This is a genomic window from Kribbella capetownensis (assembly GCF_004331485.1).
Taxonomy (GTDB): domain Bacteria; phylum Actinomycetota; class Actinomycetes; order Propionibacteriales; family Kribbellaceae; genus Kribbella; species Kribbella capetownensis.
This window is the reverse complement of the sequence record NZ_SJKD01000001.1, coordinates 981,315-1,008,038: the sequence shown is the minus strand read 5'-3', so window position 1 is coordinate 1,008,038 and position 26,724 is coordinate 981,315. Positions and strand designations below refer to the sequence as shown.

Annotated in this window: 29 protein-coding genes and 1 pseudogene; 9 read left to right on the top strand and 21 right to left on the bottom strand. The window is 68.5% G+C overall.

The window, feature by feature from the left end; genetic code table 11:
• Positions 1–63 precede the first annotated feature (63 nt).
• Positions 64–459: pseudogene (locus E0H75_RS44900) on the bottom strand (FAD-binding oxidoreductase); the annotation flags it as partial.
• A 60-nt stretch (positions 460–519) separates the two neighbouring features.
• Between E0H75_RS44900 and E0H75_RS04930 the strand changes: the two are divergent.
• The gene (locus E0H75_RS04930; RefSeq protein ID WP_238162831.1) at positions 520–1,533 is read left to right on the top strand and encodes a helix-turn-helix transcriptional regulator; all 1,014 of its coding nucleotides are present in this window, start codon (positions 520–522) and stop codon (positions 1,531–1,533) included.
• Here E0H75_RS04930 and clpX read toward each other — a convergent pair.
• Entirely contained in the window at positions 1,481–2,701 is a 1,221-nt protein-coding gene (gene clpX, locus E0H75_RS04925) for an ATP-dependent Clp protease ATP-binding subunit ClpX (protein WP_131511800.1), read from the bottom strand. The genes E0H75_RS04930 and clpX overlap by 53 nt on opposite strands.
• A 69-nt stretch (positions 2,702–2,770) precedes the next feature.
• Here clpX and E0H75_RS04920 point away from each other — a divergent pair, with 69 nt between their 5' ends.
• Positions 2,771–3,781: a TetR/AcrR family transcriptional regulator gene (locus E0H75_RS04920; RefSeq protein WP_131511799.1), complete on the top strand. Its 1,011-nt coding sequence runs from the start codon at positions 2,771–2,773 to the stop codon at positions 3,779–3,781.
• Between the two features lie 2 nt (positions 3,782–3,783).
• On the opposite strand, the gene E0H75_RS04915 is transcribed toward E0H75_RS04920, so the two are convergent.
• Together E0H75_RS04915 and E0H75_RS04910 are read right to left on the bottom strand one after the other, a co-directional pair.
• Positions 3,784–4,185, bottom strand: coding sequence for a hypothetical protein (locus E0H75_RS04915; RefSeq protein ID WP_131511798.1), 402 nt, complete (start codon positions 4,183–4,185; stop codon positions 3,784–3,786).
• Complete coding sequence (locus E0H75_RS04910) at positions 4,182–4,688, bottom strand: DoxX family protein (protein WP_131511797.1); 507 nt, start codon at positions 4,686–4,688, stop codon at positions 4,182–4,184. The genes E0H75_RS04915 and E0H75_RS04910 overlap by 4 nt, the downstream gene beginning before the upstream one ends.
• An 87-nt stretch (positions 4,689–4,775) precedes the next feature.
• On the opposite strand from E0H75_RS04910, the gene E0H75_RS04905 reads away from it, so the two are divergent.
• Positions 4,776–5,408, top strand: coding sequence for a MerR family transcriptional regulator (locus tag E0H75_RS04905; RefSeq protein ID WP_131511796.1), 633 nt, complete (start codon positions 4,776–4,778; stop codon positions 5,406–5,408).
• Here the strand turns inward: E0H75_RS04905 and E0H75_RS04900 are convergent, their stop codons facing one another.
• Together E0H75_RS04900 and E0H75_RS04895 are read right to left on the bottom strand one after the other, a co-directional pair.
• Positions 5,409–5,675: a hypothetical protein gene (locus E0H75_RS04900; protein WP_131511795.1), complete on the bottom strand. Its 267-nt coding sequence runs from the start codon at positions 5,673–5,675 to the stop codon at positions 5,409–5,411. It lies immediately after the preceding gene.
• Positions 5,676–5,866: 191 nt separating this feature from the next.
• Positions 5,867–8,941, bottom strand: coding sequence for a replicative DNA helicase (locus tag E0H75_RS04895; protein WP_131513042.1), 3,075 nt, complete (start codon positions 8,939–8,941; stop codon positions 5,867–5,869).
• Between the two features lie 475 nt (positions 8,942–9,416).
• Between E0H75_RS04895 and E0H75_RS04890 the strand changes: the two genes are divergently transcribed.
• On the top strand, positions 9,417–10,757 hold the full coding sequence (locus E0H75_RS04890) for an MATE family efflux transporter (protein ID WP_238162830.1): 1,341 nt from the start codon (positions 9,417–9,419) through the stop codon (positions 10,755–10,757).
• On the opposite strand, the gene E0H75_RS04885 is transcribed toward E0H75_RS04890, so the two are convergent.
• The 7 genes from E0H75_RS04885 to E0H75_RS04855 are packed head-to-tail and all read right to left on the bottom strand — an operon-like array spanning position 10,747 to position 17,202.
• On the bottom strand, positions 10,747–11,109 hold the full coding sequence (locus tag E0H75_RS04885; protein WP_131511794.1) for a YrdB family protein: 363 nt from the start codon (positions 11,107–11,109) through the stop codon (positions 10,747–10,749). The two genes, E0H75_RS04890 and E0H75_RS04885, sit on opposite strands and share 11 nt — an antisense overlap.
• Position 11,110: 1 nt before the next feature.
• The gene (locus tag E0H75_RS04880) at positions 11,111–11,485 is read right to left on the bottom strand and encodes a DUF4913 domain-containing protein (protein WP_131511793.1); all 375 of its coding nucleotides are present in this window, start codon (positions 11,483–11,485) and stop codon (positions 11,111–11,113) included.
• Positions 11,475–13,265, bottom strand: a complete 1,791-nt coding sequence (locus E0H75_RS04875; protein ID WP_131511792.1) for a type IV secretory system conjugative DNA transfer family protein — start codon at positions 13,263–13,265, stop codon at positions 11,475–11,477. The genes E0H75_RS04880 and E0H75_RS04875 overlap by 11 nt, the downstream gene beginning before the upstream one ends.
• Positions 13,266–14,789 carry a type IV secretory system conjugative DNA transfer family protein gene (locus tag E0H75_RS04870; protein WP_238162829.1) on the bottom strand — a complete coding sequence of 508 codons (1,524 nt, stop codon included), beginning with the start codon at positions 14,787–14,789 and terminating at the stop codon, positions 13,266–13,268.
• On the bottom strand, positions 14,786–16,291 hold the full coding sequence (locus tag E0H75_RS04865; RefSeq protein ID WP_202872821.1) for an SCO6880 family protein: 1,506 nt from the start codon (positions 16,289–16,291) through the stop codon (positions 14,786–14,788). The genes E0H75_RS04870 and E0H75_RS04865 overlap by 4 nt, the downstream gene beginning before the upstream one ends.
• A 3-nt stretch (positions 16,292–16,294) precedes the next feature.
• Positions 16,295–16,573: a conjugal transfer protein TrbC gene (locus E0H75_RS04860; protein WP_238162828.1), complete on the bottom strand. Its 279-nt coding sequence runs from the start codon at positions 16,571–16,573 to the stop codon at positions 16,295–16,297.
• A 14-nt stretch (positions 16,574–16,587) separates the two neighbouring features.
• Positions 16,588–17,202, bottom strand: a complete 615-nt coding sequence (locus tag E0H75_RS04855) for a DUF6668 family protein (RefSeq protein ID WP_131511791.1) — start codon at positions 17,200–17,202, stop codon at positions 16,588–16,590.
• A 249-nt stretch (positions 17,203–17,451) separates the two neighbouring features.
• On the opposite strand from E0H75_RS04855, the gene E0H75_RS04850 reads away from it, so the two are divergent.
• Together E0H75_RS04850 and E0H75_RS04845 are read left to right on the top strand one after the other, a co-directional pair.
• Positions 17,452–18,870 carry a hypothetical protein gene (locus E0H75_RS04850; protein WP_131511790.1) on the top strand — a complete coding sequence of 473 codons (1,419 nt, stop codon included), beginning with the start codon at positions 17,452–17,454 and terminating at the stop codon, positions 18,868–18,870.
• Positions 18,871–18,899: 29 nt separating this feature from the next.
• Positions 18,900–19,112 carry a hypothetical protein gene (locus E0H75_RS04845; RefSeq protein ID WP_131511789.1) on the top strand — a complete coding sequence of 71 codons (213 nt, stop codon included), beginning with the start codon at positions 18,900–18,902 and terminating at the stop codon, positions 19,110–19,112.
• 59 nt (positions 19,113–19,171) lie between these two features.
• Here the strand turns inward: E0H75_RS04845 and rplI are convergent, their stop codons facing one another.
• From rplI to E0H75_RS04820, 5 genes are all read right to left on the bottom strand, one after another.
• Positions 19,172–19,618 (bottom strand): 50S ribosomal protein L9, encoded by a 447-nt coding sequence (rplI, locus tag E0H75_RS04840; protein ID WP_131511788.1) that lies wholly within the window; start codon positions 19,616–19,618, stop codon positions 19,172–19,174.
• A gap of 14 nt (positions 19,619–19,632) precedes the next feature.
• Positions 19,633–19,866, bottom strand: a complete 234-nt coding sequence (rpsR, locus tag E0H75_RS04835) for a 30S ribosomal protein S18 (RefSeq protein WP_012924539.1) — start codon at positions 19,864–19,866, stop codon at positions 19,633–19,635.
• Between the two features lie 80 nt (positions 19,867–19,946).
• Positions 19,947–20,531: a single-stranded DNA-binding protein gene (locus tag E0H75_RS04830; RefSeq protein ID WP_131511787.1), complete on the bottom strand. Its 585-nt coding sequence runs from the start codon at positions 20,529–20,531 to the stop codon at positions 19,947–19,949.
• Positions 20,532–20,623: 92 nt separating this feature from the next.
• Positions 20,624–20,914 carry a 30S ribosomal protein S6 gene (gene rpsF, locus E0H75_RS04825; protein ID WP_130386399.1) on the bottom strand — a complete coding sequence of 97 codons (291 nt, stop codon included), beginning with the start codon at positions 20,912–20,914 and terminating at the stop codon, positions 20,624–20,626.
• A 197-nt stretch (positions 20,915–21,111) separates the two neighbouring features.
• Complete coding sequence (locus E0H75_RS04820) at positions 21,112–22,245, bottom strand: MFS transporter (protein WP_131511786.1); 1,134 nt, start codon at positions 22,243–22,245, stop codon at positions 21,112–21,114.
• 94 nt (positions 22,246–22,339) lie between these two features.
• On the opposite strand from E0H75_RS04820, the gene E0H75_RS04815 reads away from it, so the two are divergent.
• Together E0H75_RS04815 and E0H75_RS04810 are read left to right on the top strand one after the other, a co-directional pair.
• Complete coding sequence (locus tag E0H75_RS04815; protein ID WP_131511785.1) at positions 22,340–22,840, top strand: Lrp/AsnC family transcriptional regulator; 501 nt, start codon at positions 22,340–22,342, stop codon at positions 22,838–22,840.
• Positions 22,841–22,904: 64 nt separating this feature from the next.
• Positions 22,905–23,708, top strand: a complete 804-nt coding sequence (locus tag E0H75_RS04810; RefSeq protein ID WP_131511784.1) for a deoxyribonuclease IV — start codon at positions 22,905–22,907, stop codon at positions 23,706–23,708.
• 4 nt (positions 23,709–23,712) lie between these two features.
• Here the strand turns inward: E0H75_RS04810 and E0H75_RS04805 are convergent, their stop codons facing one another.
• Both E0H75_RS04805 and E0H75_RS04800 read right to left on the bottom strand, forming a co-directional pair.
• Entirely contained in the window at positions 23,713–24,108 is a 396-nt protein-coding gene (locus E0H75_RS04805; protein ID WP_131511783.1) for a hypothetical protein, read from the bottom strand.
• A gap of 44 nt (positions 24,109–24,152) precedes the next feature.
• Entirely contained in the window at positions 24,153–24,899 is a 747-nt protein-coding gene (locus E0H75_RS04800) for an SDR family oxidoreductase (protein ID WP_131511782.1), read from the bottom strand.
• 82 nt (positions 24,900–24,981) lie between these two features.
• Here E0H75_RS04800 and E0H75_RS04795 point away from each other — a divergent pair, with 82 nt between their 5' ends.
• The gene (locus E0H75_RS04795; protein ID WP_131511781.1) at positions 24,982–25,518 is read left to right on the top strand and encodes an NUDIX hydrolase; all 537 of its coding nucleotides are present in this window, start codon (positions 24,982–24,984) and stop codon (positions 25,516–25,518) included.
• Here the strand turns inward: E0H75_RS04795 and E0H75_RS04790 are convergent.
• Entirely contained in the window at positions 25,487–26,695 is a 1,209-nt protein-coding gene (locus E0H75_RS04790; RefSeq protein WP_131511780.1) for an MFS transporter, read from the bottom strand. The two genes, E0H75_RS04795 and E0H75_RS04790, sit on opposite strands and share 32 nt — an antisense overlap.
• Positions 26,696–26,724 lie beyond the last annotated feature (29 nt).

Genomic DNA, 26,724 nt, shown 5'->3' with positions numbered 1-26,724 from the left:
CCGTACGCCGTCCGGGGTGACGATCTCGATCCGGCGGACGTGGTCCGCGGCGTACCCGTACCGTCGCGCCATCAGCCCGAGGCCGCCGCCGAGCGTGTAGGAGATCGCGCCGACTCCTGGAAAGCTGCCGGACAGCGGGGCGAGACCGTACGGCGCGGTCGCGTCGATCACGTCCCGCCAGGTCGCACCGGCCTCGATCCACGCCGTCTTCCGCCCGGGATCGACCCGGACGCCGTTGAGGGCGCCGGTCGCGATCAACACACCGCCGTCGAGACCCTTCGCGAGCCCATGCCCGGACGCCTGCACTGCCAGGCGCAGGTTGTGCTCGGCCGCGTACCGGACGGCTTCCTCGACCTCGGCCGCGCTCGTGACCGGGAAGATCACGTCCGGCCGATGCGGGTCCCGCCGCTGGAACCCGAGCCGCGCCTGGTCGTATCCGTTCGATTTCTTCGTCAACATCATGGAACCGACGCTATGAGCCCTTGCGGACACATACTGTCCGCAAGGCATCCTGTTCGGGTGAGTACCCGGAAAGAGCTGCCCGGCCGCATGCTCCGGTTGCTGTCGCTGCTGCAGAGCCGCCGCGAGTGGTCCGGCCGCGAACTGACCGAACGCCTCGGCGTCACCGAGCGGACGGTACGACGCGACGTCGACCGGCTGCGGTCCCTTGACTACCCGGTGACTGGGACGACTGGGACAGCCGGCGGCTACCGCCTCGGTCCCGGTACGACGCTGCCGCCGCTGCTGCTCGACGACGATGAGGCAGTGGCGGTCGCACTCGGCCTGGTCAGCGCGGCCGGTGGTGGCGTGAGCGGGATCGCGGAGAGCTCGACGCAGGCTCTCGCCAAGCTCGAGCAGGTGCTGCCGGCGCGACTCCGACCGCAGTTGGCCGCGGTGAGTTCTGCGGCCTCGACAGTTCCCCGACCGGGGGTCGCGCAGGTGGATCCGGGTGTGCTCGCCGTGCTGGCGCGCTGCTGCCGTGACCACGAGATCGTTGCCTTCGACTACCAAAGCCGCCAAGGTACGACGACCCGTCGGCGGATCGAGCCGCATCAGCTGCTCACGTTGACCTGGCGGTGGTACCTGCTTGCGTTCGACCCGGCGCGCGACGACTGGCGGACCTTCCGGGTCGACCGGATCTCCGAGGTGACGCCCGTACTGCATCGCTTCACGCCGCGAGTGCTGCCGGCCCCGGATGCGGCGACGTACCTGGTCGAGTCGTTTGCGGCCGCGCAGTACCGGCACGCGGTTCGGCTGACCGTTCAGCTCCCGGCTGAGCGCGTGGTCAACACCTTCGAGGGTGTCGTTCGCGGCACGGTCGAGCCGGCTGGACCGTCCACGTGCGTGGTCCGCTTCAGCGCCGATACCGCGTCGTTGGTGCTCTCCCTGGTCGTGCCGATCGTTGCCCTGGGCGCCGAGTTCACGGTCGACGAGGCGACGCCGGAGGTCGCGGCGATGATCGCCGGCGTCGGCGAGCGGCTTACGCGGTCCTTCGCCGTCGTGGCGGAGTCCGCGGCACCAGGGTCGGATTGACGTTGGTCTCGACGGCGTCGCGATCCACCACCACCCGCTCGATGTCGTCACGCCCGGGTACGTCGTACATCACCGGGAGCAGGACTTCTTCGAGGATCGCGCGCAGTGCGCGGGCTCCGGTCCGGCGGAGCAGGGCGAGGTCCGCGATCGCCTCGACCGCGTCCGGGGTGAACTCGAGGTCGACGCCGTCCAGCCGGAACAGCTTGCGGTACTGCTTGATCAGCGCGTTGCGCGGCTCGGTGAGGATCCCGACCAGGGCGTCGCGGGCGAGCGCGGGCACGGTGGTGACGATCGGCAGCCGACCGACGAACTCAGGGATCAGACCGAACTTCACCAGATCCTCCGGCATGACCTTCGCTGGCGTGGCCTGCTCGGCCGCGGCGCCGAAGCCCAACCGGGACGGCCGCGTGCGCCGGGCGACCAACTCGTCGAGTCCGTCGAAGGCGCCACTGACGATGAAGAGCACCCGTGTCGTGTCGATCTGGATGAACTCCTGCTGCGGGTGCTTGCGACCACCCTGCGGTGGGACGGAGGCCGTCGTACCCTCCAGGATCTTCAGCAGGGCTTGCTGCACACCTTCGCCGGAGACGTCGCGGGTGATCGACGGGTTCTCGCTCTTCCTCGCGATCTTGTCGATCTCGTCGATGTAGACGATGCCGGTCTCGGCCTTGCGGACGTCGAAGTCGGCGGCCTGGATCAGCTTGAGCAGGATGTTCTCGACGTCCTCACCGACGTACCCGGCCTCGGTGAGGGCGGTGGCGTCGGCGATCGCGAACGGTACGTCGAGCATCCGGGCCAGTGTCTGGGCGAGATGGGCCTTGCCGGAACCGGTCGGGCCGATCAGCAGAATGTTCGACTTGCCCAGCTCGACGTCGCCGGGCTTGCTCCGGTGCCGCTTGTAATGGTTGTAGACGGCAACGGACAGCGCCTTCTTCGCGTCGTCCTGACCGATCACGTAGCCGTCGAGGAACTCGCGGATCTCCCGCGGCCTCGGTACCCGGGCCGGCAGGTCGTCGCTGATGTCGCTGAGCTCCCCCTCGGCGATCAGCTCGTTGCACAGCTCGACGCAGCCGTCGCAGATGCACAGCGGCGTGGGGCCGGCGATCAGCTTGCCGACCTGGTGCTGGGTCTTGCCGCAGAACGTGCACTTCAGCACCTCGGCTGCCATCCCCCACCGCCTTCTCAGATGTTGTCGTCATCCAGATGATAGCAACATCTCAATGTTAGAGTGGTGGTCGTGAGCCGCTTGAGCAGGGCGGAACTGCAACTCCGCAACCGGGCGAAGGTGCTGGCCGCGGCGCGGGCGGAGTTCGCCGAGCACGGCTACCGGGACGCGACGATCGACCGCATCGCCGACCGCGCCGACCTCACCCGGGGCGCGGTGTACTCCAACTTCGCCGGCAAGCGCGCGCTCTACCTGACAGCGCTTGCCGATCAGAACCGGCCGGGCCGAGGCGCACGTCGAGCGGTGAACACACCTGCCGAAGGGCTCACCGCCTTCGCATTGTCGTGGTTCGACCGGGAACACCCGGGCGCGCAGCCCGACCTGGCGGACTTCGGGACGCCGTACGCTTCGCTGCTCGGTTTCAACGCGGTGCTCCTCGGCCTCGCGCTCGACGCCCTGGGCCCTGGTGAACTCGGTCGGAGGATCCAGGTCTCGCGGCTCGCGCTCACGCTGCTGACCGGTGCGACCCAGTTGGCCTCGGCCCCCGGCTTCGTCCAGCCGCTAGTGGTCGCTCGTGCCTGTGCCGGGTTGGCCGACCTCGACGTCGATGACCCTTGGAGACGTCCACCAACCATGCCCCCGGTGCGGCCGGCGCACGAGTCCTGGTCGCCGCCGTCCGTGACCGACGAGGTGCTTCGCCGTACGGCGGAGTTCGGCACCGGCGTCGTCATCATCCTCGGACTCAACCGCCTCGCGGCCGCGGAGGACGTCGTACGCTCCACCGACGGAGCGGTCACGATCGCCCTGGTGTCCAGCGATCCGTCCGAGCTCGGGCCGCTCGCTCGCTTCACCACCGACAGCCTTCTTGGATGCCTACGGCAAGTAGTTCCGCTGCCACGGGTGCAGGTGGTGCACGACGAGGACGGCGTACTGGCGTCTGCCCTGGGTTGCGAGGTGATCGGCGACGACCTCGAGTACGCCGTCGCGCTCACCGGCGACCGGATCGCCGCCCGCGCCGAGGGGTTCGGGGCGGGCGCGGCGATCGCTTCGACCCAGTCGGCGCGAACCGTCGCAGCCGGCTGAGGTCAGGCGACGATCAGGCCGATGCCGAGGGTCAGGACGCCGAGCGCGAGGGAGGCGGCGCCGAGCCACAGGACCCAGAGGAACTGGTTCGGCTGGGTCCTGTCCTTGCCGGCGGAGGAGGCGAAGAAGCCACCGGACATCAGGATCGCCGCGGCCGGGATCGCCAGGCGGGCGACCCAGAGCATGACGCCGTCCAGGCTGGTCTGGTCGACGTACAGCAGCCCGACCAGGCTGAGGATCACGAGTACGCCGGCGTGCGCGTGGCCGGCTCGCGCGAATGACTTCTGGAAGTCCGTCATCGGCACCTGACCGCGGACGATCTTGGTCATGAAGTAGCCGCCGAACTGGATCGTGACGATCGTGAGCAGGATCGCCCCGGCGATGATCCGCGACGCCTCGGTCATGAGTGCACCAACTCCTTCTGCTGTGCAGCGGTGGTAGCAGGCTTGGTGGTCTTGGCGATCCACAGGGCGACGGCGAGGTAGAGGATCTGCTCAGGGATCCGCTGCCACAGCGGGGTCGCCTCGCCGCCGGCGAACGGTACGTCGGCCACCGCCGCGTGGATGTTTGCCGGGAGCAACGCCACGAACAACGCGGCGAGGGCGTACCCGGCGAGCCAGCGCGTCGCGGCGAGCACGAGGCCGGCCGCACCGAGCAGCTCCAGTACGCCGGTGACGTACACCAGCGCATCCGCGAACGGCAGGAACGGAGGCACCATGCGCACCATGTCCGCGTGGTTCGGCATCACCATCACGCCGGCCGGGACGAAATGCGCGCTCGCGGTGAACAGCAGCATGACTGCCATCGCGTGCGCCGCGCTGACGGGCCAGGTCGCGAACCGCCGGACCCCGAGCGCGCCGAGCGCCCGGAAGGCGAACGTCGCCAGGACCAGAACAAGGGGGATCATCTGCGCCATCTCCTTACATAGATAGTGAAGGTATCCGCTTATGGATACTGATACTATCCATCACAGTCGAGAGGAAGGCAAGCGAGAATGCGCATCGGGGAACTGAGCCGGGCCACCGAGGTCCCGGTGCCGACGATCAAGTACTACCTGCGCGAGGGCCTGCTCCCGGCGGGTGAGCTCAGCAGCCCGAACCAGGCGTCGTACGGCGAACGCCACGCCCGCCGGCTGCGATTGATCCGGGCACTGGTCGAGCTCGCCCAGGTCCCGGTGGCGCAGGTGAAGGAGATCCTCGAGTCGCTCGACTCCGACGACCTACCCCTGCACGAACAGATCGGCCGCGCCCATCGCGCACTCACGCCGACCCGCAAACAGACCGCTTCAGAGGAGGCCCGCGCGGCTGCCACCACTCAGGTGACTGAGCTGATCACCCGCCGCGGCTGGTCCGTCGAACCCGAGGCGCCCGCCCTCGCCACCCTGATCGAAACCGTCGCCGCGCTCCGCACCCTCGGCCAGGACGACCTGGTCGGCTTCCTCGACGCCTACGCCGACGCCGTCGAACGCTTCACCGAACTGGAGATCGACGCCGTCACCACCAACCCCACCCGGGACCAACTGGCCGAATCCGTCGTCATCGGCACCATCCTCGGCGAAACTCTCATCTCCTCGCTGCGCCTCCTCGCCCAGGAGTCCATCTCAGCCCACCGCTGGAAGGACCACTGATCACCCGAACAACTGACTGCCGAGAGTCTCGGCTGTCCAGGTCACCCCTTGACGCTGGGTCCAGCCGGCATCCAGCACCAAGGCGCCGTACGACTCAGGTCCCATCAGGAAGTCGAGCAGATCGGCGGCGCGGCGCTGGGTCAGACCGGACCGCAGCGGTGTCTTCTTGCGGAGCTCCGCGACGAGCGTGCCCATGTCCCGGCGGCGCCACTCCTGTGATTGCCGGTAGATCTCCCCTGCGGGCTCCTGGCTCACAGCATTGAACACCGGCCGCATCGGAGCAATCCGCGCATTCAGCTGGGCCCTTCGGAGCCTGCTTCCAGGAGGTAGCAGCACCTGACAAACCGAGCGGCGGCAACGCTCGCCTGGCCGACCGGCCTCAGCATCCCCGTGGGCTACCCAGCCGTGGCACTTCGCCAAGCACGCCAAACTCTTCTACTGGTCCGGCATCGCGCGTACTAACCGTCGTGAGCCATGTCGACGAAGCGGGAGTAGTGCCCCTGAAAAGCCACGACAACGTCAGCAGTCGGCCCATTCCGGTGCTTCGCGACAATAAAGTCCGCCTCACCGGGCCGCGTAGACTCGCGTTCGTAGGCGTCTTCGCGGTGGAGGAGGATTACTACGTCGGCGTCCTGCTCCAAGCTGTTATGGAGAGCGATGCCCTCGGCAACGAAGTTGTGGGTGCCGAGGACGGTGGCGTCGTACACCTCTTGCTCGCCAACGCTCTCCACCGAGGTAACGGTGTCCCAGAAGATGTCGTTGGTGGCAAGGAGTTCGAGGTCCGAGCTGTCCAGGATTTCTGCTACATCGCGCAGTCGCCCACGCGTCGGCGCGCCTGCAAACAGACGACTACCCGCACCGTGGTTCCCGAGTGCCGCAGCTAGCTCCCGCTGCATGACTGCACGCTCGGCCATCACGGACTTCACCTGGTCCCAAACCTCGATCGGAACGGTGTCCAACTTAGGCGCCAAAGCCACCGACCGCAGGTTTGTCCGAACCTCTTTGCACGCATCGCCGCGCTGACCGTGAACTCCGATCTCGTCAATGAAACGAAGCTGATTCTCCGAACCGTAGATGTGCAACTGGTAGCAGTCGCGATAGCCGTTCTTCCGCACAGTCGACACTCGGGCGAAGATGTTGAACCTGAGGAGCAGACGTGCGATGTCGTCGACCATCCGCCGGCTGGTCGAGGCGTAGTAGATCTGGCCGGCGTTGATCTCAGGTCGCCAGCGGACGGAACCGTCGGTGGCCCAGAGGTGGCGGATGAAGTGGGCGATCTGCTCCTTCGGCAGCCCGAAGATGCCGGCGGGGATGAACTTCTCGTGACTGCGCAGACCGAACAGTCCCAGGCCGTCGAGCCAGGCGGCGATCGGGTTGCGCTTGCCGCGGGCCAGCCGGTACGGCGCGGGCAGGCGGAGGGTGGTCACGCGCGCGGCGGCGTACTCGTCGCGGATCGCGGTGATGCCGAAGCGCCGGTGCGCGGCCTCGGCGACGGCGGTGAGGTTGGCCTCTTCGATGCTCGCGTAACGGATCGGCTGGCGCTTGACGAAGGAACCATCGCCGAGCAGGTGAGCGAGCACCGTGATCTCGTCCTCGTCCCACGGCGTCACCTGGAGCGGAGCCGGCACATGGCGAAGCGATCCGACCCGGGCGCCGGGCGTGAGGTCACCCAGCGGCTTCCAGCCGTCGTACGTGAGGAACGGGTGGTTGGCAGTGGCCTTGATCTCGCGTCCGGAGGCGAGCTTGACGCGGAAGACCTCCTTCACCCCGCTCGGGAACGCGTGCGTCAGCGTGCGCGGAACCAGCTTCAGCCGGTCGTCCAGCGACCAGACCGGGATGTCCCGCCCCTCGGTGGCCAGCAGCTCGCCGAGCGAGATCTCGGCACCGTTGTCCGCGCGCAGCAGCCGGGTGTCCGCGGTCAGGCAGCCGGATTCGCGGAGGTCGGAGGCCATGGGGCGTTTGTCGGAGCGTTGTTCGGAGCCTCGGTTCAGCTGGCAGATGGCTACTACCGGGAGTTCCAGTTCTTTGGCGAGGAGCTTGATGGAGCGGGAGAACTCGGAGACTTCGAGTTGGCGGGACTCGACCTTCTTGCCGGACGTCATCAGCTGGAGGTAGTCGATCACGATCAGGCGGAGGTCGTGGCGCTGCTTGAGGCGGCGGGCCTTGGCGCGGATCTCCATCATGGTGAGGTTCGGGGAGTCGTCGATGAACAGCGGCGCCTCGGAGACCTCGCCCATCTTGCGGGCCAGCCGGGCCCAGTCCTCGTCGGTCATCTTGCCGTTGCGCATGTGGTGCAGTGGCACCTTCGCCTCGGCGGACAGCAGACGCATGGTGATCTCGTTGCGGCTCATCTCCAGCGAGAAGATGCACGAGGTCAGGCCGTGCCTGATCGACGCCGACCGGGCCAGGTCGAGACCCAGGGTGGAGTTGTGGGTCGGGATCATCGTCTTGCCGGCCAGATACAGGTGATCGGGGTTGTCGACCTCGACGCAGCGCACCGGCACGCTGTCGACCTGGTGGATCCACTCCACCCGCCGCTCACCCTCACCGGCCAGCGCGGCCGGGAAGCCGTGCCCGGTGATCTGCCGCGGCGCCGACCCGGTGATCGGCGGTGTCAGTCCGGGACTCGCTGACATCGCCGTGAACAGGTCGGCAGTCGTGCAGACCACCGGGCGGCCGCCGTCCTCGACCCGCCACTGGTGCTCGGCGTCGGCGACGATCGTGCTGCCGTCCGAGAACGACAGCCGGAAACACGGCCGGTCCACCATCACCTCGGTCGTCGCCACCACCGTGGTCGGCTGGCCGTTGGCGTCGAGCAACTGGTCGCCGACCGCGACCTCGGCCATCGTGGTCCAGCCGGTCGGCGTCGGCAGCGGGGTGTCGAGCGCGAGCGCCTTCCCCATCGCGGGACGCGCTGCGACGATGATCATCTGGCCGGGGTGCAGCCCGTTGGTCAGCTCGTCGAGGTCGGTGAACCCGGTCGGTACGCCGACCATCGCGTCACCACGGGAGTCGATCGCCTCGATCTCGTCGAGGGCGCCCTCCATGATGTCCTTCAGCGGCGCGTAGTCCTCGGCGGTCCGCTTCTCGGTGACCGAGTAGATCTCCGCCTGTGCCTCGTCGACGACGTCGTCGACCTCACCCTCACCGGCGTACCCGAGCTGGACGATCTTCGTGCCGGCCTCGACCAGGCGGCGCAGGATCGCCTTCTCCCGGACGATGTGCGCGTAGTACCCCGCGTTCGCCGCGAGCGGGACGGAGGCGACCAGTGTGTGCACGTACGGCGCGCCGCCGATCCGGGCCATCTCGCCGCGACGGTTCAGCTCGGCCGCGACCGTGATCGCGTCGGCCGGCTCACCGCGGGCATACAGGTCGGTGATCGCGTCGAAGACGATCTCGTGCGCCGGCCGGTAGAAGTCGGTGCTGCGCAGGGTCTCGATCACGTCGGCGATCGCGTCCTTGCTCAGCATCATGGCGCCGAGCACGCACTGCTCCGCGGCCAGGTCCTGCGGCGGCGTGCGGTCGAAGCCCATCTCCGGGCTGCGCTCTTCCTGGCCGCCGCCCTGCCCCCCGCGGAACTCCGCCACGCTCACTTCGCCCGACCTCCTCGTCCGCCCACCGACGCGCCACCCCGACCATCATAGGCCGGGATTCGAACACCTGATCGAACCGTAAACACGGCCACCGACAGTTTGCGGACGGCGCCAGACACGCGACCGTACGCCCGTCAGGTCACCGGGTGCTAGCCGGTCATCCACAGGGGGTGTGGACGAGTTGTGGGAAACCCCGTGATCGGGTGTGCACAGGTTGGGCACAATCCTGTGGATATCTGTGAAAAGGGATCCAAAACATCCCTCTGACCTGCGGTTTCACTCGTTCACAACTGTGGAGAAGAAAAAGTCCGCGACCTCCTTCCGGACTGTGGGATCCGGCCGTCTGTGCACAGGCCAGGTCAGGCACAATGGGCCGCATGCTCATGACATACCGCGCGCTGGCGACGGCGGCGCGGTGACTGGGCCGAGCCGGGCAGGACTGCGACGACTGATCGGTCCCCAGGACCGCGAGATCCTGCGGCTCGCCGTCCCGGCGTTCTTCGCGCTGGTCTCCGAGCCGCTGATGCTGCTCGCCGACTCCGCGATCGTCGGCCACCTCGGTACGCCGCAACTCGCCGCACTGGGCATCGCCGGCACGATCCTGCAGACGCTGGTCGGAATCTGCGTGTTCCTCGCCTACGGCACGACCTCGGCAGTGGCCCGGCGGATCGGTGCGGGTGATCACCGCGGCGCACTGGCCCAGGGCATCGACGGACTCTGGCTGGCGCTGCTGCTGGGCGTCGTACTGGCGATCGCCGGACTGCTGCTCTCTCCGGCTGCGATCGCCGCGTTCGACCCGTCGCCGGATGTAGCGGATCACGCCGTGATCTATCTGCGCATCTCGTGCTTCGGCATCCCGTCCATGTTGCTGCTGATGGCCGCGACCGGCGTACTGCGTGGCTTGCAGGACACCAAGACGCCGATGGTCGTCGCCATCTCCGCCAACCTCGTCAACATCGGTCTGAACGTCCTCCTCGTCTACGGCCTCGACCTCGACATCGCCGGCTCTGCTCTGGGTACGGCGCTCGCACAGACAGCGGCCGGAGTGGCGCTGGTCGTGGTGGTCGTCCGGGGTGCCCGGCGCGACGGAGCAAAGCTGCGACCGGACAGACCGGGCATCCTTGCCTCCGCGCAGATGGGCATCCCGCTGATCGTCCGCACCCTGACGTTGCGGGTGGCACTCATCCTGCTGACCTTCGTCGCCACCGCCTTGGGTACGACGTCGGTCGCCGCGCACCAGGTCGCGTTCACTCTCTGGTCGTTCCTCGCCCTCGCACTCGACGCCATCGCCATCGCGGCGCAGGCGTTGACCGGGCGGGCACTCGGCGCCGGCGATGTGGCCGGCACCCGCGCGATCACCCGGCGGATGATGTGGTGGGGCCTGGTTTCCGGGTTCGTCGGCGGGCTCGCGCTCTGGGGTCTGCGCGACATCTATGTCCCGTGGTTCACCACGGATCCCGAGGTACGTCGGACGCTCGCCGCCGTACTGATCGTCGCGGCGTTGTGGCAACCCGTGAACGGCGTGGTGTTCGTGCTGGACGGCGTACTGATCGGCGCCGGAGACGGTCCGTATCTGGCGGTGGCCGGGGTGATCGCGCTGGTGCTCTACGTACCGCTGGCGTTGAGCGTGCTGTGGTTCGACGGCGGCATCGTCGCGTTGTGGTGGGCGTTCGGCGGGTTCATGCTGCTGCGACTGCTCACTCTGATCACGCGCGAACGCACTGACGCCTGGCTGGTGACAGGCGCTACTCGCTGACGTTGCGCTGCGGCGTGTCCGGGCTGAGCTTCTGCACGTGGATGATCAGCAGGTTCGCCGCGACCACCACCACGAAGACGACGCCGAGCACCGGGTGACCGAGGCTCCACAGCGCGGCGCCGGCGAGGCCGAACACCAGAACCTTCACGACGGTCCGCACCACCGGCGTACCCCGCTTTGCGGTCGGCGCGGCGTACAGACCCCAGATGACGGCCGCGACAACGGGTAGTCCGACGGCGAGCACGATCCGCAGCGCGGTGTTGTCGGTCGCTTGCGAACCCCACCAGGCGAAGATGCCTAAGGCAACCAGCTCCACGAGGAAGGCGAGCAGCAGGTTGGTCCACTTCCACATGTCAGATCCCCCGGAGGTTCGGTTGCCGCTGATCGAAGAACAGCCCGGCGGGCGGTTCCTCGACCGGCAGCGGCGGGATCGGGTACTCCGAATGGGCACCGCGGCAGGCCGCGAACGGACCGTCGGGGTCGAGCAGGACAGACATCTGTGGGTCCGCGTGGTCGCGCCACCAGGCTGACATCCCGGTGGCCGGATCCAGCCGCAGGTGCTCCCAGGCACGCCACAGCGAGTCCAGCCGGCTGAGCGCCTCGGCGTGCCGGAACCACTCCGGACACCAGACGAACTGCTGCCCGAGCCGACGGGTGTACAGGTAGATCAGCCGGTCCTCGACGAACGCCGCAACGTGCGGGTAGAAGAGTTCCTGTTCACCATCCACCGCGTTGCTCCTCGCTCTGCTCCCATACCGGGACGCCGTCCGGCACCGCGGGCTCGAGCGTACGGGCGCCGGTCGCTCCCGGATCGTACTTCGCCAGCGAGGCCTCCACCGCGTGGGCATCCGGTCGCGCGAACCAGGGCACCGTCTTCACCATCGTCGCCGGGATCCCGGACGGGAACACCACCGCGCGCCCCGGCGGCAACGCGGCGAGGTCGGACACCTCGAGGATGTGGTGCCGCTGGATCTGCCGGCTTGTGCCGCGCTCGCCCTTGCTGTACGACACCGAGCTCGTGGTGATGTCGTAGTCGCCGATCAGTTTGCTGAGCTTCTCGAGGAACGTCGCGTCCGAGGCACCGCCGCCGTACAGGCGGATGTTGGCGGCGGACCAGAGCTTTTCCATGCCGCGCTCGCCCCAGCACTCCGTCCCCTGCGCCCACGACTGCAGGATCGTCATCAGCACGATGCCGCGGGAGCCGAAGTGGCTGTAGAGATCGGGCAGGTTCTTCCACCGGCACACGTTCGCGGCCTCGTCGAGTACGCCGACGAGTGGCGTCGGGAGCCGACCCATCGGGCAGCCCCTGGCGTACTGCTCGGCCGCCTCCACGACGGCCACCGTCAACGCGGTGACCAGCGGTCCCGCCGTACCGGCGCCTTCCTTGGACAGGCTGTAGAGCGTGCCGCCCCGGCGGACGAACTCGTGCGGGTCGAACTGCGGTCGAGGATCGTTGCTTCCTTGCGGGACGACCCAGCGGGTGACCTTGTGGTTGACCAGGAACTGGGCACTTTGCTGGGCCGTGCCGTAGACACCGGCGCGCTGCTTGTCCGGCGCGCTGATCACACCGGCCAGCGCATCGGCGGACAACTGCAGGCCTGGAGTCCTTCGCAGAATCCGCTCGGGCTCGTCGTTCCGCTGGTCCGCAAGCCAGCTGTAGACCTGCGTGATCGGGCGCCGTGCGACCGCGGCGGCGAGCAGCAGACCGGCCAGCAGATCGGTGCCGGCAGCATCGAAGAACGCGTCGGTCTGGGCGTTCTCCCGGCGCTGCGAGGCGACGAAGTGCCCGGCCAGGTCGCGCGCCTTCACCTCGTCGGTGATGTAGGTGAGCGGATTCCACCACCAGGTCGGCGGCTCCTCGCACACCTGCTGTGGGTCGAACACCCACACCGGTCCCCGCTCCTGCCGCGGACCCCGGGTGGTGTCAACGAGGTCGCGCTTGTTCGAGGTGGCAACCACCGCACCCGGCGCATCCAGAATCGCGGGCACAGCACGGGACGACGTCTTGCCGGACCGTGGTCCCCAGATGTCGATGTGCATGTCCTCCCAGGACCCGAACACCTCCAGGTCGTCGCGGACGGTTCGGCCGATCGGGATGCCGGGACCGGCGTGGCCGGCGCCGAGCCGATCGGCGATTCCCTGCGCACCGGCGCGGGTCAGCTTCGAGATCTCCGACCGCCTCGCCATCAGGTACGCCTGCCGGTCCACCCGGCCGGCACCACTCCGACGCCTCATGCTGAGGACGGCGACCGCGATCACCAGCAACAGGACGAACTCGAGGATCAGCACGCCGGTTGCCGAGGTGGACCACTGCAGTTGGCCGTCGATCAGATCGACGAGTGCGGTCATCGGGTCGGGCACCGCCTGGGCTCCGTCGATCGCGGCGGCCGTCTTCAGCGCACCCCAGATCCCCACGACACCGATCGTGAAGACGCCGACACCGATGAAGACGAGGATCGTCTCGACGGACAGCACGCCGGGTCCGGTACTGCGCCTCCCGTCGGCCATCTACTTGTCGCCTCCCGCTCGGGCGACTACGCGGGTGGCCGGGTCAGGCGGCGGCAACTCCAGCACCGGGTCGGTCCTCCAGAGCTTGTTGGTGTCGTTGATCTCGCGCTCGACCGACGTGAGGCTGACGTGGACGGGGATCCCCGGACGGCCGCCGACCTTGACGAGGAAGTTGCCGCGACCGGGCGGCGCGACCTCCACCCCGGTGGCCGGGTCCCAGGCAGGTGGGTCCTGCCAGCCGATGAGCATGTTCTGCTCCTCCTCGGACATCGGCACGACCTCGGTCAGGTTCTCCATCTCGGCGCGTGGCAGACCGCCGCAGACGACCATGCCGGACCGCTCGACGAAGCCCTTCGCCTTCATCCGGTCCTCGGCGTTCTCGAGCGCGAGCAGGTCGGACATGGTGTGCGAGATCATCGCCGTACCGACTCCGCGCTGCCGGTTCAGCCGGGTCAGCGCATCGACGCGGTCGACCAGACCACGGCCGGCGCGCAGCACCCGCCACAGCTCGTCGAGGATGACGAAGTAGTGCCGTCGCGGCTCGAGGCCGGCATCGGCCAACGCTTGCGAGACCGCGACCGCGCCGAACCCGTAAGACCAGCAGGCCAGCAGTACGGCGGCCTGCAGGCTGGTCTCGGAGTCATCGATCGAGGACACGTCGAACACGACCGGGCGATCGAGCCGCATCGGGTTGTCGGTCGGCGCGGAGAAGATCTCGCCCAGCCGGCCACCACCGACCAGACCGATCAGCGATGCCTCCAGGCCCTCGGTGATCTGCCGGTAGCGATCCAGGCTGCCGCGATCCAAGGCGACGTTGCGGACCCGGTCCGGCGCGTCCTGAACGACTTGGAGCAGATCGCGCAGGACCGGCGTACCGGTGGATCGCTCGTCGAGAACCTTGAGCGCCTCGTCGAGGATCGTCTCCTCGCGGTCCGTCGGTGGCACCGAGCGCATGATCGAGATCAACGCGGACACCATCGTGTGGCGACGCCCATGCGCGTCGGCCTGGATCGCTTCCCGTGCCTTCCCGGTCAGCCGCTGCGCCGCCCTACGCGACTCCCCCGGATCCAGCACGTTCAGATGCCCGCGCCCACGCCCCAGCCGAATGACTTGCCCACCCAGCGCCTCGATCAAGTCCCGGTAGTCAGGCTTCAGGTCTCCCAGCACCAACGGCTGCACGCCGTACCCCGCCAGCCCCAACGCCATCCGCCGTACCACCGTGGACTTGCCCAAGCCGGGCCTGCCGAGCACGAACATCGACGGATTCGAGATGAGGTTGGCTCGGGTGAACCAGTTGATCGGGTCACAGCAAAGGGTGGCGCCGGACAGGATGTTGCGACCGATGGGTACGCCGACCATGGGGCTGCCGGTGCCCGCGGCGAAAGGCCAGAGGCCGCAGACCTGGACCGTGGTGCCGCGCCACTCGGCCGGTGCCTGGAGGTACGTCGAGTAGCCGCGGCCCGCACCGGGCCAGCCGCGCGGCATCGGCCGCTTGCCGGAGCGGACCGGGTCGGCCGGCTTCACAGGGCCTCCCGGATGCCGGCCGGAACGGACAGGTGGCTCTGCAGTACGACGCCCAGCGGCAAGCCGGCCACGAAGGCGGAGTCCTGCGAGCCGTACGCCGGCCGGAGCAGGACGCGGGCGGTGGCGCCCAGATTGTCGATGGCCGCGATCATGTCCGGGATCTGCTCGGCGGTCATCACCGTGCCGGTCACGACCATGCCGAAGTTGACCAGCCCCGCTCCGCGCGCTTCCTCCTGTGCGGTCCGCTCCGCCGCCCTGGCCTCGGTCATGGTCCGGGCCGATGGACGGCTCGAGGTGGTGGCGCGGAACGACGCGTTGCGCTTGTCGGCCTCGACCACTCGGGCCGCAGTGGCCGCGTCCAGCGGACGGTAGAGCAAGGTGACGCGCTTGCGATCGATGTCCGCATGCGGCGCGACCAACTGGGACAGCACCGAGGAGAACACCTCGCCACGCGGCGCCTGGGTCATCTGCCACGTCACCGACCACGCGGAGTCGTGCCGGTACTTGTCCCAGAACCCTTGCGCACCGGCCGGACCGACATCGGTCCACTGCAACTCCGGCACGTCTCCATGGCTGCGCGCCTCGTCGATCAGTACGGCGGACGCCGGGTCGTAGGCGATGCGCACGGTCTCGCACAACTCTTGAGCGGTGACCGGACGAGCCGCACCCGCACCGGTGGCGTTCAGGCTCTGGGTGAGAGCAGGCAGCCGGGACGCGAGCTCACGGCCCATGTCCTCCTGTTTGCGGCGCTTGCCGCTCCGGTCCGTGCCCTTGAACGTCAGAGCGACTCGGGCCGAGATCAGCGCTGAGCCCTCCGGGTACGTCTGCACGACCTCCGTGAGCATTGCCCGGGCGATGGCCGGAGTACCGTCCAGCATGTTGCTGCCGACCTCGCGCCGCAGCCGGATGCCGGTGTCGGGCGCGCTCTCCACCGTCACCGACGCGGCGACGATGCCGGGCTCGTGGCCGAGCGCGGCGAGCCACTGGCCCCAGTGCGCGACCCACACGTCCACCTGCTCCTGGTCCACCAGTGAGGCACCGTCCGGCTCGGCGTTGATGACAACCGTGAAGTGCCGGGTGCTCGGGTAGTACAGCAGCGCGAACGGCCGGCCGTACGAGTCCTCGAACTCGCTCAGCTGGGACGCGGCGGCCAGACCCGGGAGCTGGAAGGTGCCCCAGGCGGGACGGCCGAGTGGGCCGGACCGGTAGATGTTGTGCTTCGCCATCTTCGCTCGTTCCCATCCGATCCGGGTGGAGAGACGTTGCAGGGCGGACAGCCCGTGCTTGTCCTTGGTGGTCAGCAGGAGCAGGCAGACACCGACGATCAGCAGCGTGACGATCGCGCCGACGAGACCGCCGGCCATCGTGGCCATGATCGTCATGACCAGACCGCCCATCAGCAGAGCAGTGCCGAGCGAACCCAGGCCGGCGATCCCGGCCGAGGCTGGCTGTCGCCAGTTCCCGTACGTCCGCGGAGCGCCGCGGACGGTGTCAGCGGCCATGGGTCACTGCAGGGCGCCGACGAGCAGCGTCGAAGATGCGATCACGATGCAGGCGGTGAGCACCCAGCCGAGCCGGGCGGCATGCTCACCACCTTCACCGCGACGCTGGCCGACGGCCATCATGGCGCCGGCGATCAGGATGCCGAGAACGCAGATGGCGAAGGCGATCCAGCGCACCCAGTCGATCACCAGCTCGAGTTTCTCGCCGCCGGGTGGCCGGGTGCCGCCACCGCTGAGCGGTATCAGGGCATGCGTATCCGAGATCAGATGGGCCAGCATCATCGCGGAGGGACCTTTCAGTACGGGGCGGGATAGTCCGCAGGGTTCGCGGCGCGCAGTGCGTAGATGGATTCGAGGACTTCGAAGACCTCGTCCGGGGTGTTCTCCGGTGTCGGGGCCTCCCCTCGGCGCCACTCCTCGATCCAGGGGATGTCCCAGACCCGCGGCACGCCGCCGCCGACGATGTCGGCGAAGTCGTCCAGCACCCGGGGCAGTCGCCCGGGCGCGTCCGCGATCAGCACCAGGCCCAGCACGGCTACGCCCTGGACCACACCGGACGCCCACTCGACCGCGGCCCGCTGGGCGGCCCGCAGACCGGAAGCGTGCGTCCGGGCGACGAGGACGACCGGTGTCGGCACCGGTGGTGGCGGGATCGGCCAGCGATGGTTCGCCGCCCGGCTCCCCGGAAGGAGGAGCGCCATCGTGGTCTCGCCGGCGCCGCCGTGCACGCCGACCCACCAGAGTGTGTCCGCGGCCGGAATCGCGAACTTCGGCAGCCGCTGGTCCTCGGCCGGTGCGGAAACACCGTGCTGCGGTGCGGACGGCCCGCCCGCGGGCTGCGGCGAGGGACCCGGCGGTGACTGTTGCGGACCTGAGGTCGTTGACTGCCGATCCCATGGATTCTGCGTCATGGCCCCTCCTTTCGTGGTGTGTGACAAGCTGTCGCTCACCGTATTCTCTCAATTCCCGGATGTACGTTGCGTGAGTTATCCACAGGCCTGGCGGCCCGCCACTCCCTGGCCGGAGCAGTCGAGCCGGGCCGGGCCCGCAGAGTCCCGCGGGCCCGGATTTCTGGCCTGCGGTGGTCGCTGCACATGCTAGAACGGGGGCGGCGTAGTCGGATGAACGAGGGAGATCTGTGGCGGGAATGAGAGGTCGCCGTGGCTGAGAAGATCCCGTCCTGGCCCAAGGTGACGATCCGGTTGCACGACGACCGCAACGCCGAGGTCACCATCGCCGGGCGGACCCATCCGGTCAGCAACCACCGAGATCCACGGCAGGCCGCGATCGCCGTCGTGAGCGACCGGGCCGGACAGCTCGGCCGGCCGGTACGCGCGACCGCGGTGGAGTCCGACGGTTCGTCCTGGCCGCTGATCGTCCACCCCGACGGTCGGGTCGACGCAGTGGAATCGGAGAGCAGCACCAGCAGCGGCGGCGCCCGCAGGCCGGGTTGGCCGGTCATCGCCGGCATCGCGCTGGCCGTCGTACTGATCGCAGGTACGACGCTCTACTTCACGGTGTTCCGGGATGGCGACAGCGACGTGTCCAAGCCGTCGGAAGCACCGAAGGTCCCGACGCTGCCCGAGCCGAAGGTCGTGCCGGACCAGTTCTCGGCCCGGCCGGTGCCACCGGGCTGGTCGACGAAGGCGAGTTGGACGGTCGACATCGCCGCCAAGTCGGCGCCCGCGGTGTCGCCGGACGGCAAGCAGGTCGCCATCGTCACGCCGGACGCGAAGGTCGCCGTCTTCGACGGCAACGGCAAGGTGCTCTGGCAGGACAAGGTGCCGAAGGACGCGCTGAGCCCGGTCTACACCACGATCGACTCCAAGCCGGTGCTCGCGGTGGCCGCGCCGGATGCCTTGTACTACTGGGCCGGTGGCGGTGCGGGAGCTACCTCCGTAGAGCTGCCCGACCAGGCGCAGGTGCAGTTCTTCGGGACATCGCCGCTGATCAAGGTCGAAGGCGATGCCGGCGCGAGCATGGTGGCCGGTGGCAAGGTGAAGGCGGTGCCGAACCAACCCCGCCTGTCCACGGTTCTGCTGGCCGAGGGCGACAAGGCGCTGATGGCGCGCTACACCGGTCCGCTGTTCTGGAGTCAGCTGGACAAGGGCCTGCAAACCGTGAACCCGAAGGCGCCGTCCGGGTCGAAGGGGATCGAGCATGTGGTCGCCGCCAGCCCCGGCCGCGCGCTGGTGCTGTGGAAGTCGGACACCAAGGACATCGTGATCCCGGTCGTGCACTCGACCGTGAACGGCGCGATCCTCGCTACCTGCCCGGTGGCGAAGGAGGCTGACGTCGAGAGCTGGCAGTGGGTGCCGGACCAGGCCGGCAAGGTCGCTGCCTGGGGCAACTGCGTGATCGACTTCGAGCACAAGTCGACAGCGCGGTACGCCGACCTCCACCCGGTTTCGGTCACCGGTACGACGATCTTCGGGATGGTCGGCAGTGATCTCGTCGCCACGACCCCCGGCGGCAAGGGTCAGACTCTTCCCGCCGATACCGCGCGGCCGTGGGGTGTCGCGGGTGGGCGCGCACTCGTGGTGCACGACTCGACGTTGTACGCGTTGGACAAGAAGTGAATCGGTCCGGCCGCGTGCTTGCGGCAGTGGTGGCGACAGCAGGTTTGCTGGTGCCGGCCGGGCAGGTGATGGCGGACGACGACCCCGGTCCGGTGCAGTGGCCGCGGGTCGCTCCACCTGATGCTGGAGGCAACCAATCGGATCCGGGCGCGGTCAAGTGGCCGAGGGTCGCCAAGCCGGAGAACGGTGGCGAAGGCAACGACCCCAAGCCGCTCCCCTGGCCGACGCCCACACCAGGCTGAGCCGAAACGACAAGGCCCGCATCCCCCGAGGGAGATGCGGGCCTTGGGTCGTGCTGAGGTCAGACGGCCGCGACCTCGAGGCGGACCGTGGCGGCCACCTCGGGGTGGAGCTGCACCGAGACCTGGTGCTTGCCGGTGCTCTTGATCGGCGACGCGATCGCGATCGCGCGCTTCTCGACGAGCGGGCCGCCAGCGGACTTGATCGCGCCGGCGATGTCGGCCGGGGTGACCGAACCGAACAGGCGGCCGGTGTCGCCGGCCTTCACGTCCAGCGTGACGTTGAGCTGCTCGAGCTGGTTCTTGACCTCGCTCGCGTGCTCCTTGCCCTGGATCGCCCGGGCGTCACGCGCCCGCTTGATCGACTGGATCTGCTTCTCGGCGCCGCGGGTCCAGCCGATGGCCAGGCCGCGCGGAACCAGGTAGTTGCGGCCGTAGCCGTCCTTCACCTCGACGATGTCGCCGGGGGCTCCGAGGCCCTCGACCTCCTGCGCCAGGATGAGCTTCATGGTTCGGGCCTCCCTCAGCGAGCCGTGCTCGTGTACGGCAGCAGCGCCACCTCACGAGCGTTCTTGATAGCGGTGGCCACATCGCGCTGGTGCTGCACGCAGTTCCCGGTCACCCGGCGGGCGCGGATCTTGCCGCGGTCCGAGATGAACTTGCGCAGCAGCGCGGTGTCCTTGTAATCGACGTACGTCGCCTTGTCCTTGCAGAAGCCGCAGACCTTCTTCTTCGGCTTCCGAATGATCTTGGCCATTGTGGTGCTCTCTTCCTTCCAGAGCCCGGCACACGTGCCGGAATGGTCTGTCTTACATGGTTACGACCCGGAGCGCCGGATCAGAACGGAGGCTCCTCCATCGAGCCGCCGCCCTGGCTGGCCCAGGGGTCGTTCTGCGGGGCAGCCTGACCGCCACCACCGCTGCCGCCACCCTGCGGGGTTGCCCAGGGGTCGTTCTGCGGGGCGCCGCCACCTTGGCCGCCGCCACCGTAGTTGCCACCACCCTGGTTGCCGCCACCGCCACCACCGAAGCCGCCGCCGTCACCGCCGGGACCGGAGCGCATCGCCCGGGTCACCTTCGCGGTGGCGCTGCGCAGGCTCGGACCGACCTCGTCCACGTCGATCTCGAAGACCGTGCGCTTGTTGCCCTCACGGTCGTCGTACGAACGCGACTTCAGCCGGCCCTGCACGATCACGCGCATCCCGCGCTGCAGCGACTCGGCCACGTTCTCCGCGGCCTGGCGCCAGACGGAACAACTGAGGAACAGCGACTCGCCGTCCTTCCATTCACCTGTCTGCCGGTCGTACGTCCGCGGCGTCGACGCGATCCGGAAGTTCGCGACGGCGGCACCGGACGGGGTGAACCGGAGCTCAGGATCGTCGACAAGGTTGCCGACCAGTGTGACGACGGTTTCGCCTGCCATTGCCGTTCCTCCTGCTATCGGGTGTGTCTGTGTCTACAGCTATCAGTACCGGCTGGTGCCGACAGTATCGATAGCTGCTGACGACCCCAGGGTCAGTGCTGGTCCGGGCGGATGACCTTGGTGCGGAGGATCGACTCGTTCAGCGTGAGCTGACGGTCGAGTTCCTTCACCACCGCCGGCTCGGCGGTCAGGTCGACGACGGCATAGATGCCTTCGGACTTCTTCTTCACGTCATAGGCAAGCTTGCGACGACCCCAGATGTCGAGCTTCTCGACCGTGCCACCTTCCTTGCGGACGATGTTCAGGTACTGGTCGATGGACGGCTCCACGGTGCGCTCATCGAGCTCAGGGTCGAGGATCACCATGACTTCGTAACGACGCATGCGCGAACTCCACCTCCTTCGGACTTGGCGGCCACGGTCTCTCCGTGGCAGGAGGGCGATGCGATTCGCTTCACGCCGACACTTGCCGTCGGCGCCAAGCAACGAGCCCGGTCGATGGACCGGGCCACATCCAAGAGAATACCAGCGTCCGGACGCTCGCTTGACCATATCCACAGGCCTGTTCCGCTAACTCTCCGTCACCGACTGACGACGTCAGGTGCAGTACGCCGGACCACCAGCACCAGCAGCGACACCGCGAGAACTGCCGAGATCACCGCCAGCAGCAGGTACCCGCCGACGGTGTACAGCCAGGGTGAGCTGAGCGCGGCAAGGGCGGAGATCGCCCAGATGGAGGACTCGACCTTGCTCTCGAGGGCTGTGCCGAGCAGGCGGGCGCTGCCGCCCAGGTAGCAGAGGTTCCAGGCGTAGCCGAGGAGGAAGAGCGCCGGCGTGAACATCGCACCGGACTGCGTGGTCAGAACGGCGGCCGACAGCAGGAGCACAAGTCCGCCGACCATGACCGGCCGCGGACCCCAACGGTCGATGAACCAGCCGGTCAGGGGAGACAGCGCGAACATGCCGAGGGTATGAGCGGACAGCATGACCCCCAGCAGGCCGAGACCGTCGCCCAAGTGGTGAGCGTGGACTGGGACCGCCGACATCAGCGCCACCATCACCAGATGCCCGACGACCATCACTCCAGCGGCAAGGAGGACCGGCGTACGACGAGACGCCACAGACTGCTCGTGCCGCTCCGGCTCTGGCTCGTCCGCGGGGCGCACGACCCGGATGTAGCTGGCGGCAAGCAGAGCGCTGAAGACGGCTGCCACCGCGACCAGGAACGGACCGGCGAGGGCAGGAAGACCGAGGGCGGAGGCCCAGGCCTGGGACGGAGCCATCAGGAACGGGCCACCGGCCGCACCGGCAGTGCTGGCCCAGACGACAGCGCTCATGGCTGAGGCGCGTCGAGGGGCTGCTACGGCTTCAGCGGCGGCGTACCGGGACAGCAGGCTTGCAGCGTTCCCAGCACCGAGCAGGAACATGCCGACGAAGAGCAATGCCACGTGCGCACCGACTGCGGTGAGCACTGTCAGCGCTGCACCGGCGACAGCGAATCCGTACCCGATGCGGAGCGCGTGAGCGCGCCCCAGCCGGGCGGTCCACCAGCCAACAGCAATGGCACCGGCCGCGGTGCCCAGTACGCCGGCTGTGTTGGGGAGACCGGCCAGGCCGGGGTTCAACCGGTCGGAGATCAAGATGGTGCTCACCGCGCTCGCCGCGATCATGGCGGCGTTCATCAGCGCCGCGGCCAGGACGATGGGAATGAGCATGCCTACAACGCTAGAAAGGTGGCCGTGGCGGCTCAATGCCTGAAGTAAGGCGTTCGGCCTTGCATACCGGCGAAGTCGAAGGTGTTCTGGGGAGATGACCTTTCAGGAGCGTGACCTGGACTCCACCGACTGGCAGATCCTGTCCGAACTGCAGGCCGACGGACGGCTGTCGTTCAACCAGCTGGGCAAGCGGGTCAACCTGTCGCCGCCGGCCGTGGCGGACCGGGTACGGCGGCTGGAAGAGTCCGGCGTGATCGCCGGCTACCGGGCGGAGGTGGACCCGGCCCGGGCCGGTCAGCCGCTGTCGGCGTTCGTCCAGATGCGCTGCACGACCGGGCGCTGCCTGCTGAAGACCACGCGCGCGGAGGACTTCCCCGAGGTACTGGAGATCCACAAGCTGAGCGGCAACTCCTGCTCGATGCTGCGGGTCCGCGTCACCTCGATGAGTCACCTCGAGGGCCTGTTCGAGCGCCTCGGCGAACACGGGGAGATGAACACGCACATCGTATTGTCGACGGAGTTCGAAGGCCGTCCGGTGCAGCCTCCGGTTCAGGAGTCCCGGCCGGTCACCCGCTCGGCGGGATGGGGTTCGTGAGACCGGGGCGGTGGGGTGGGGGAGGAATTCAGAACTGTCGGTGGGCAGATCTAGGGTGGGTGCCATGACTGTGAAGCTCGGTGCGCATGTGGACCAGGCCGACCCGCTGGCGGAGGCGGCCGATCGGGGCGCCGACCTGGTGCAGTTCTTCCTCGGCAACCCGCAGGACTACAAGGCGCCCAAGCTCGCGTACGCCGACGGCGAGGAAGCGCTCAAGGAACGCGCGGCTTCCGCCGGCATCGACCTGTACGTGCACGCGCCGTACCGGCTGAACGTGGCGAACACGAACAACCGGATCCGGATCCCGAGCCGGAAGCTCCTGCAGCAGACGCTCGACAAGGCCGCCGAGATCGACGTCAAGGGCGTGATCGTGCACGGCGGCCACGTCGGCGACGAGGACGATCCCGAGGCCGGCTTCGACAACTGGCGCAAGTGCATCGAGCGCGCCCAGCTGCCGGTGCCGCTGCTGATCGAGAACACCGCCGGCGGCGAGAACGCGATGGCCCGCCAGCTGGACCGGATCGCCAGGCTGTGGGACGCGGTCCAAGCGTCGGGCAACGACCGCCTGGAGAACGTCGGGTTCTGCCTCGACACCTGCCACTTCCACGCGGCCGGCGAGGAGCTGCCGACGATCGTGGAGAAGGTGAAGGCGATCACCGGGCGGATCGACCTGGTGCACGCCAACGGCTCACGGGACGAGTTCGGCTCGGGCGCCGACCGGCACAGCAACTTCGAGGAGGGCCACATCGACCCGGCCGACATCGTCTCGGTGGTGCAGGCCGCGGGTGCGCCGGTGGTCGTCGAGACGCCGAACGCCGATCACGGTCAGAAGGCCGACATCGACTACCTGCGGGCGCACCTGAAGTAGGCGCCTACTCGGCCGGCTGGTTCAGGTTGTGCAGCCAGTAGGTCAGCCCCCACGGGAGCAGGAGGGCGAGCGCGGTCGTGTTGCTGCTCGGCACCAGGACGCCGGCGACGATCGCAACCAGCAGCAGGACAGTCGTGACCTGGAACAGGTCGAGTCGGAACACCCGCGTGCGCAGGCTGAGCCGCTCCAGAGCGCAGGCGCAGTAGATGCCGATCAGCGCGAGCAGGCTCACGGCCGCGATGGCCACCCCGATCCAGGCCAGAGCGTCGTACTCACCGTCGCCGTTGAGGATCCCGGCCAGCTGGAAGACTCCGACGAGCACGGTCAGCGCAGCACAGGCCCACAGCAACCGCGTCGTGGTGCGCCGGGCCTGCACGGGGTCCGGTTCCGGGGGTGGCATGTACGGCACCGTAGCGCAGCAGCCGAAGCAGCCGATCAGGCTGCCTACCAGGCCAGGGGATGCTCGCTGAGGTCTTCGCCGGCCGTCACCGCGGATCCGGTCGGACCACCGGCTGGCAGGGTTGCCATTCGGATGGGCAGACGGGCTCCTTGCTCGGTCGTCAGCAGGCCTGCGTGGCCGTTCTGATCGGTTGCGACGGATCCCGGTGAGACCGCGTTGACGAGGATCCCCTCGGCTCGCAGTTCGTTCGCGTAGGCCACGGTGACGGCGTTGAGCGCGGTCTTCGAGGAGTTGTAGGACAGCAGCGGCGGGAAGTCTTCGTCGCCTGCCGCGAGGGCCAGCGAGCCGAGGTCGCTGGTCAGGTTGACGATGCGCGCCGAGGAGGACCGGCGCAGCAGCGGCAGTACGGCGTTGGTGACCGCCACCACGCCGAAGACGTTGGTCTCGTAGGTACGGCGCAGCTCCTCGATGGAGGTCTCACTCGGCCGTGCGTGGCTGACGACGATGCCCGCGTTGTTGACCAGGATGTCGAGCGCCCCGGCGTCGCGCGCGATCAGGTCCGCGGCGGCATCGATCGAGGCCTGGTCAGTGACGTCGAGCTGGACACCGCGTGCATCCAGCCCCTGAGCGGCGAGGGCCGCCACGGCCGCTGTACCTCGGGAGATGTCGCGGGCTCCGAGGAAGACCGTCATCCCCAACCGGAGCAGTCCTTCCGCCACGGCGAGACCGATCCCTTTGTTCGCTCCGGTCACCAGCGCCACCTGCTGAAGCTGCTCGTTGCGCGTGTCCATCCCCCCATCCTCGGTCACAGGTGGCTCTTCGCTGCGAGCAGCGCTACGACGTCGCTCGCCGCGGTGGCGGACAATAGTGCGTATGCAGACCTGGGCCGAACTGTTTCCCCAGCTCCATGCGCCGGACTACTGGCCCTGGGGTGAGCTCGACGTCCGGTACTCCACCGAGGAGCCGGCCGACCAGCTGATCAGCAACGTGCACGTGATCGGCCGCGCCGACGGCGGAATCGTTGTCTGTAGCAACGATCTGGGCTGGCGCTTCCTGCCGGGCGGCACCCGGGAGCCGGAGGAGACGATCGAGCAGCTGGTCGGCCGCGAACTGCTGGAGGAGGCCGGCGCCCGGTTGACCGGGCCGCTGACCTGGCTCGGCGCGCATCGGGCCGAGCACCGACGGCCCGCGCCGTACCGTCCGCATCTGCCGCACCCGATCTCGTACTGGGCGACTGTGGCCGCAGACATCGTGGTCGACGCCCAGCCGACCAACCCCGACGACGGCGAGCAGGTCGTCGAGGTGCTGGTCCTGCCGCCGGACGAGGCGATCGCCTACCTCGATGCCAAGGCCGACGGCGGCATGATGGGCACCCAGGTCAGACTGGCTCAGGCAATGGGGCTGGTTTAGCCGACCGCCACGGCAGCACGGCCGCGCTGAACAGACAGCACACGCCGGCCACGACCATCGCCCCACGCAACCCCATCACCACGGCGAGCGCGCCACCGAGGGCCATGAACGCGGGCTGGACGCAGCGCGAGCTGATCGACCAGGCGGTCAGCACCCGGGCCATGTACCTGTCCTCGGTGACCTCCATCCGGTACGTCGCGAACGACGGGTTGAACGCACCGGCCATCAGCAGCATCCCGGCCTCGGCCACGGTCAGCCACACCAGCCCGGCCAGACCCGCCGGCGCGAACGGCAAGGGCAGAACCCACACCGCTCGCACTGCACCGAACAGCAACAGCATCTTGTGCAGCCCCAGTCTGCGGGTGAGCGGCGGCGCCATTCGTGCACCGAGGATGCCGCCGAGACAGGACACTCCGAGGACCACTCCGTAGCTCCAGGGCTCCAGCTTCAGGTCGCGGAGCATCAGCACGGTCAGCAGCGGCGTCACCATCATCACCGGACCGCCGAAGAGCTGCGAGTTCCAGAACAGGGCGCGCAGCCCGCGGTGCCCGAGGATGTACCGCCAGCCGGCGGTAATGTCGCGCTTTTCCGTCCGCGCCTCCGGCTCCGGCTCCGGCTGCTGGATCCGGCGGATGCCCAGCGCCGACAGCAGGAACGAGACCGCGTCGACCCCGAGCGAGGCCGTCGCCCCGACGAGGCTGACCAGCGCACCGCCGATCGGCGGACCGACGGTCAGCGTCGTCCACGTCGTCTGCTCGAACTTGCTGTTCGCCTCGCCCCGCGCGGCCGCCGGCACCAGTGCCTTCAGGTGCGCACCGCTCGCGGCGGTGAACGCGATCAGGCCTGTGGCCTGGATGACGCCGACGACGCACAACTGGGTGTACGTCATGACGCCGAACACCGCGGCGATCGGCACCGACGCCAGTGCCCCGAACCGGATCAGGTCCGACGCGATCATCACGGGCCGCTTGTGCCGCTGCTCGATGAAGTCGCCCATCGGCAGCGCGAGTGCGGCACCGGCGAGCGTCGACAGCGCCGCGAGCAGGGAGACCTGGAAGGTCGAGACGTCGAGAGCGAGCACCGCAACGAGAGGCAGAGCTCCGTTTCCTACCGCACTGCCGAGCGCACTGATTGCGAAGGCGGCCCAGAGCCGCCGGAAGTCTCGACCCAAGGACATCCCGCGATCGTAGGAGGCCCCGCCGACAG

What these genes read in the sequence shown, in the direction of transcription:
- clpX (WP_131511800.1), bottom strand. Translation starts at nt 2,701, where the DNA reads ATGGCAGCCGAGGTGCTGAAGTGCACGTTCTGCGGCAAGACCCAGCAC.
- E0H75_RS04915 (WP_131511798.1), bottom strand. Translation starts at nt 4,185, where the DNA reads ATGACCGAGGCGTCGCGGATCATCGCCGGGGCGATCCTGCTCACGATC.
- E0H75_RS04910 (WP_131511797.1), bottom strand. Translation starts at nt 4,688, where the DNA reads ATGATCCCCCTTGTTCTGGTCCTGGCGACGTTCGCCTTCCGGGCGCTC.
- E0H75_RS04905 (WP_131511796.1), top strand. Translation starts at nt 4,776, where the DNA reads ATGCGCATCGGGGAACTGAGCCGGGCCACCGAGGTCCCGGTGCCGACG.
- E0H75_RS04895 (WP_131513042.1), bottom strand. Translation starts at nt 8,941, where the DNA reads ATGGGCTTCGACCGCACGCCGCCGCAGGACCTGGCCGCGGAGCAGTGC.
- E0H75_RS04885 (WP_131511794.1), bottom strand. Translation starts at nt 11,109, where the DNA reads ATGTGGAAGTGGACCAACCTGCTGCTCGCCTTCCTCGTGGAGCTGGTT.
- E0H75_RS04875 (WP_131511792.1), bottom strand. Translation starts at nt 13,265, where the DNA reads ATGGCCGACGGGAGGCGCAGTACCGGACCCGGCGTGCTGTCCGTCGAG.
- E0H75_RS04865 (WP_202872821.1), bottom strand. Translation starts at nt 16,291, where the DNA reads ATGGCCGCTGACACCGTCCGCGGCGCTCCGCGGACGTACGGGAACTGG.
- E0H75_RS04860 (WP_238162828.1), bottom strand. Translation starts at nt 16,573, where the DNA reads ATGATGCTGGCCCATCTGATCTCGGATACGCATGCCCTGATACCGCTC.
- E0H75_RS04855 (WP_131511791.1), bottom strand. Translation starts at nt 17,202, where the DNA reads ATGACGCAGAATCCATGGGATCGGCAGTCAACGACCTCAGGTCCGCAA.
- rplI (WP_131511788.1), bottom strand. Translation starts at nt 19,618, where the DNA reads ATGAAGCTCATCCTGGCGCAGGAGGTCGAGGGCCTCGGAGCCCCCGGC.
- rpsR (WP_012924539.1), bottom strand. Translation starts at nt 19,866, where the DNA reads ATGGCCAAGATCATTCGGAAGCCGAAGAAGAAGGTCTGCGGCTTCTGC.
- E0H75_RS04830 (WP_131511787.1), bottom strand. Translation starts at nt 20,531, where the DNA reads ATGGCAGGCGAAACCGTCGTCACACTGGTCGGCAACCTTGTCGACGAT.
- rpsF (WP_130386399.1), bottom strand. Translation starts at nt 20,914, where the DNA reads ATGCGTCGTTACGAAGTCATGGTGATCCTCGACCCTGAGCTCGATGAG.
- E0H75_RS04820 (WP_131511786.1), bottom strand. Translation starts at nt 22,245, where the DNA reads ATGCTCATTCCCATCGTCCTGGCCGCGGCGCTGATGAACGCCGCCATG.
- E0H75_RS04815 (WP_131511785.1), top strand. Translation starts at nt 22,340, where the DNA reads ATGACCTTTCAGGAGCGTGACCTGGACTCCACCGACTGGCAGATCCTG.
- E0H75_RS04810 (WP_131511784.1), top strand. Translation starts at nt 22,905, where the DNA reads ATGACTGTGAAGCTCGGTGCGCATGTGGACCAGGCCGACCCGCTGGCG.
- E0H75_RS04805 (WP_131511783.1), bottom strand. Translation starts at nt 24,108, where the DNA reads ATGCCACCCCCGGAACCGGACCCCGTGCAGGCCCGGCGCACCACGACG.
- E0H75_RS04800 (WP_131511782.1), bottom strand. Translation starts at nt 24,899, where the DNA reads ATGGACACGCGCAACGAGCAGCTTCAGCAGGTGGCGCTGGTGACCGGA.
- E0H75_RS04795 (WP_131511781.1), top strand. Translation starts at nt 24,982, where the DNA reads ATGCAGACCTGGGCCGAACTGTTTCCCCAGCTCCATGCGCCGGACTAC.
- E0H75_RS04790 (WP_131511780.1), bottom strand. Translation starts at nt 26,695, where the DNA reads ATGTCCTTGGGTCGAGACTTCCGGCGGCTCTGGGCCGCCTTCGCAATC.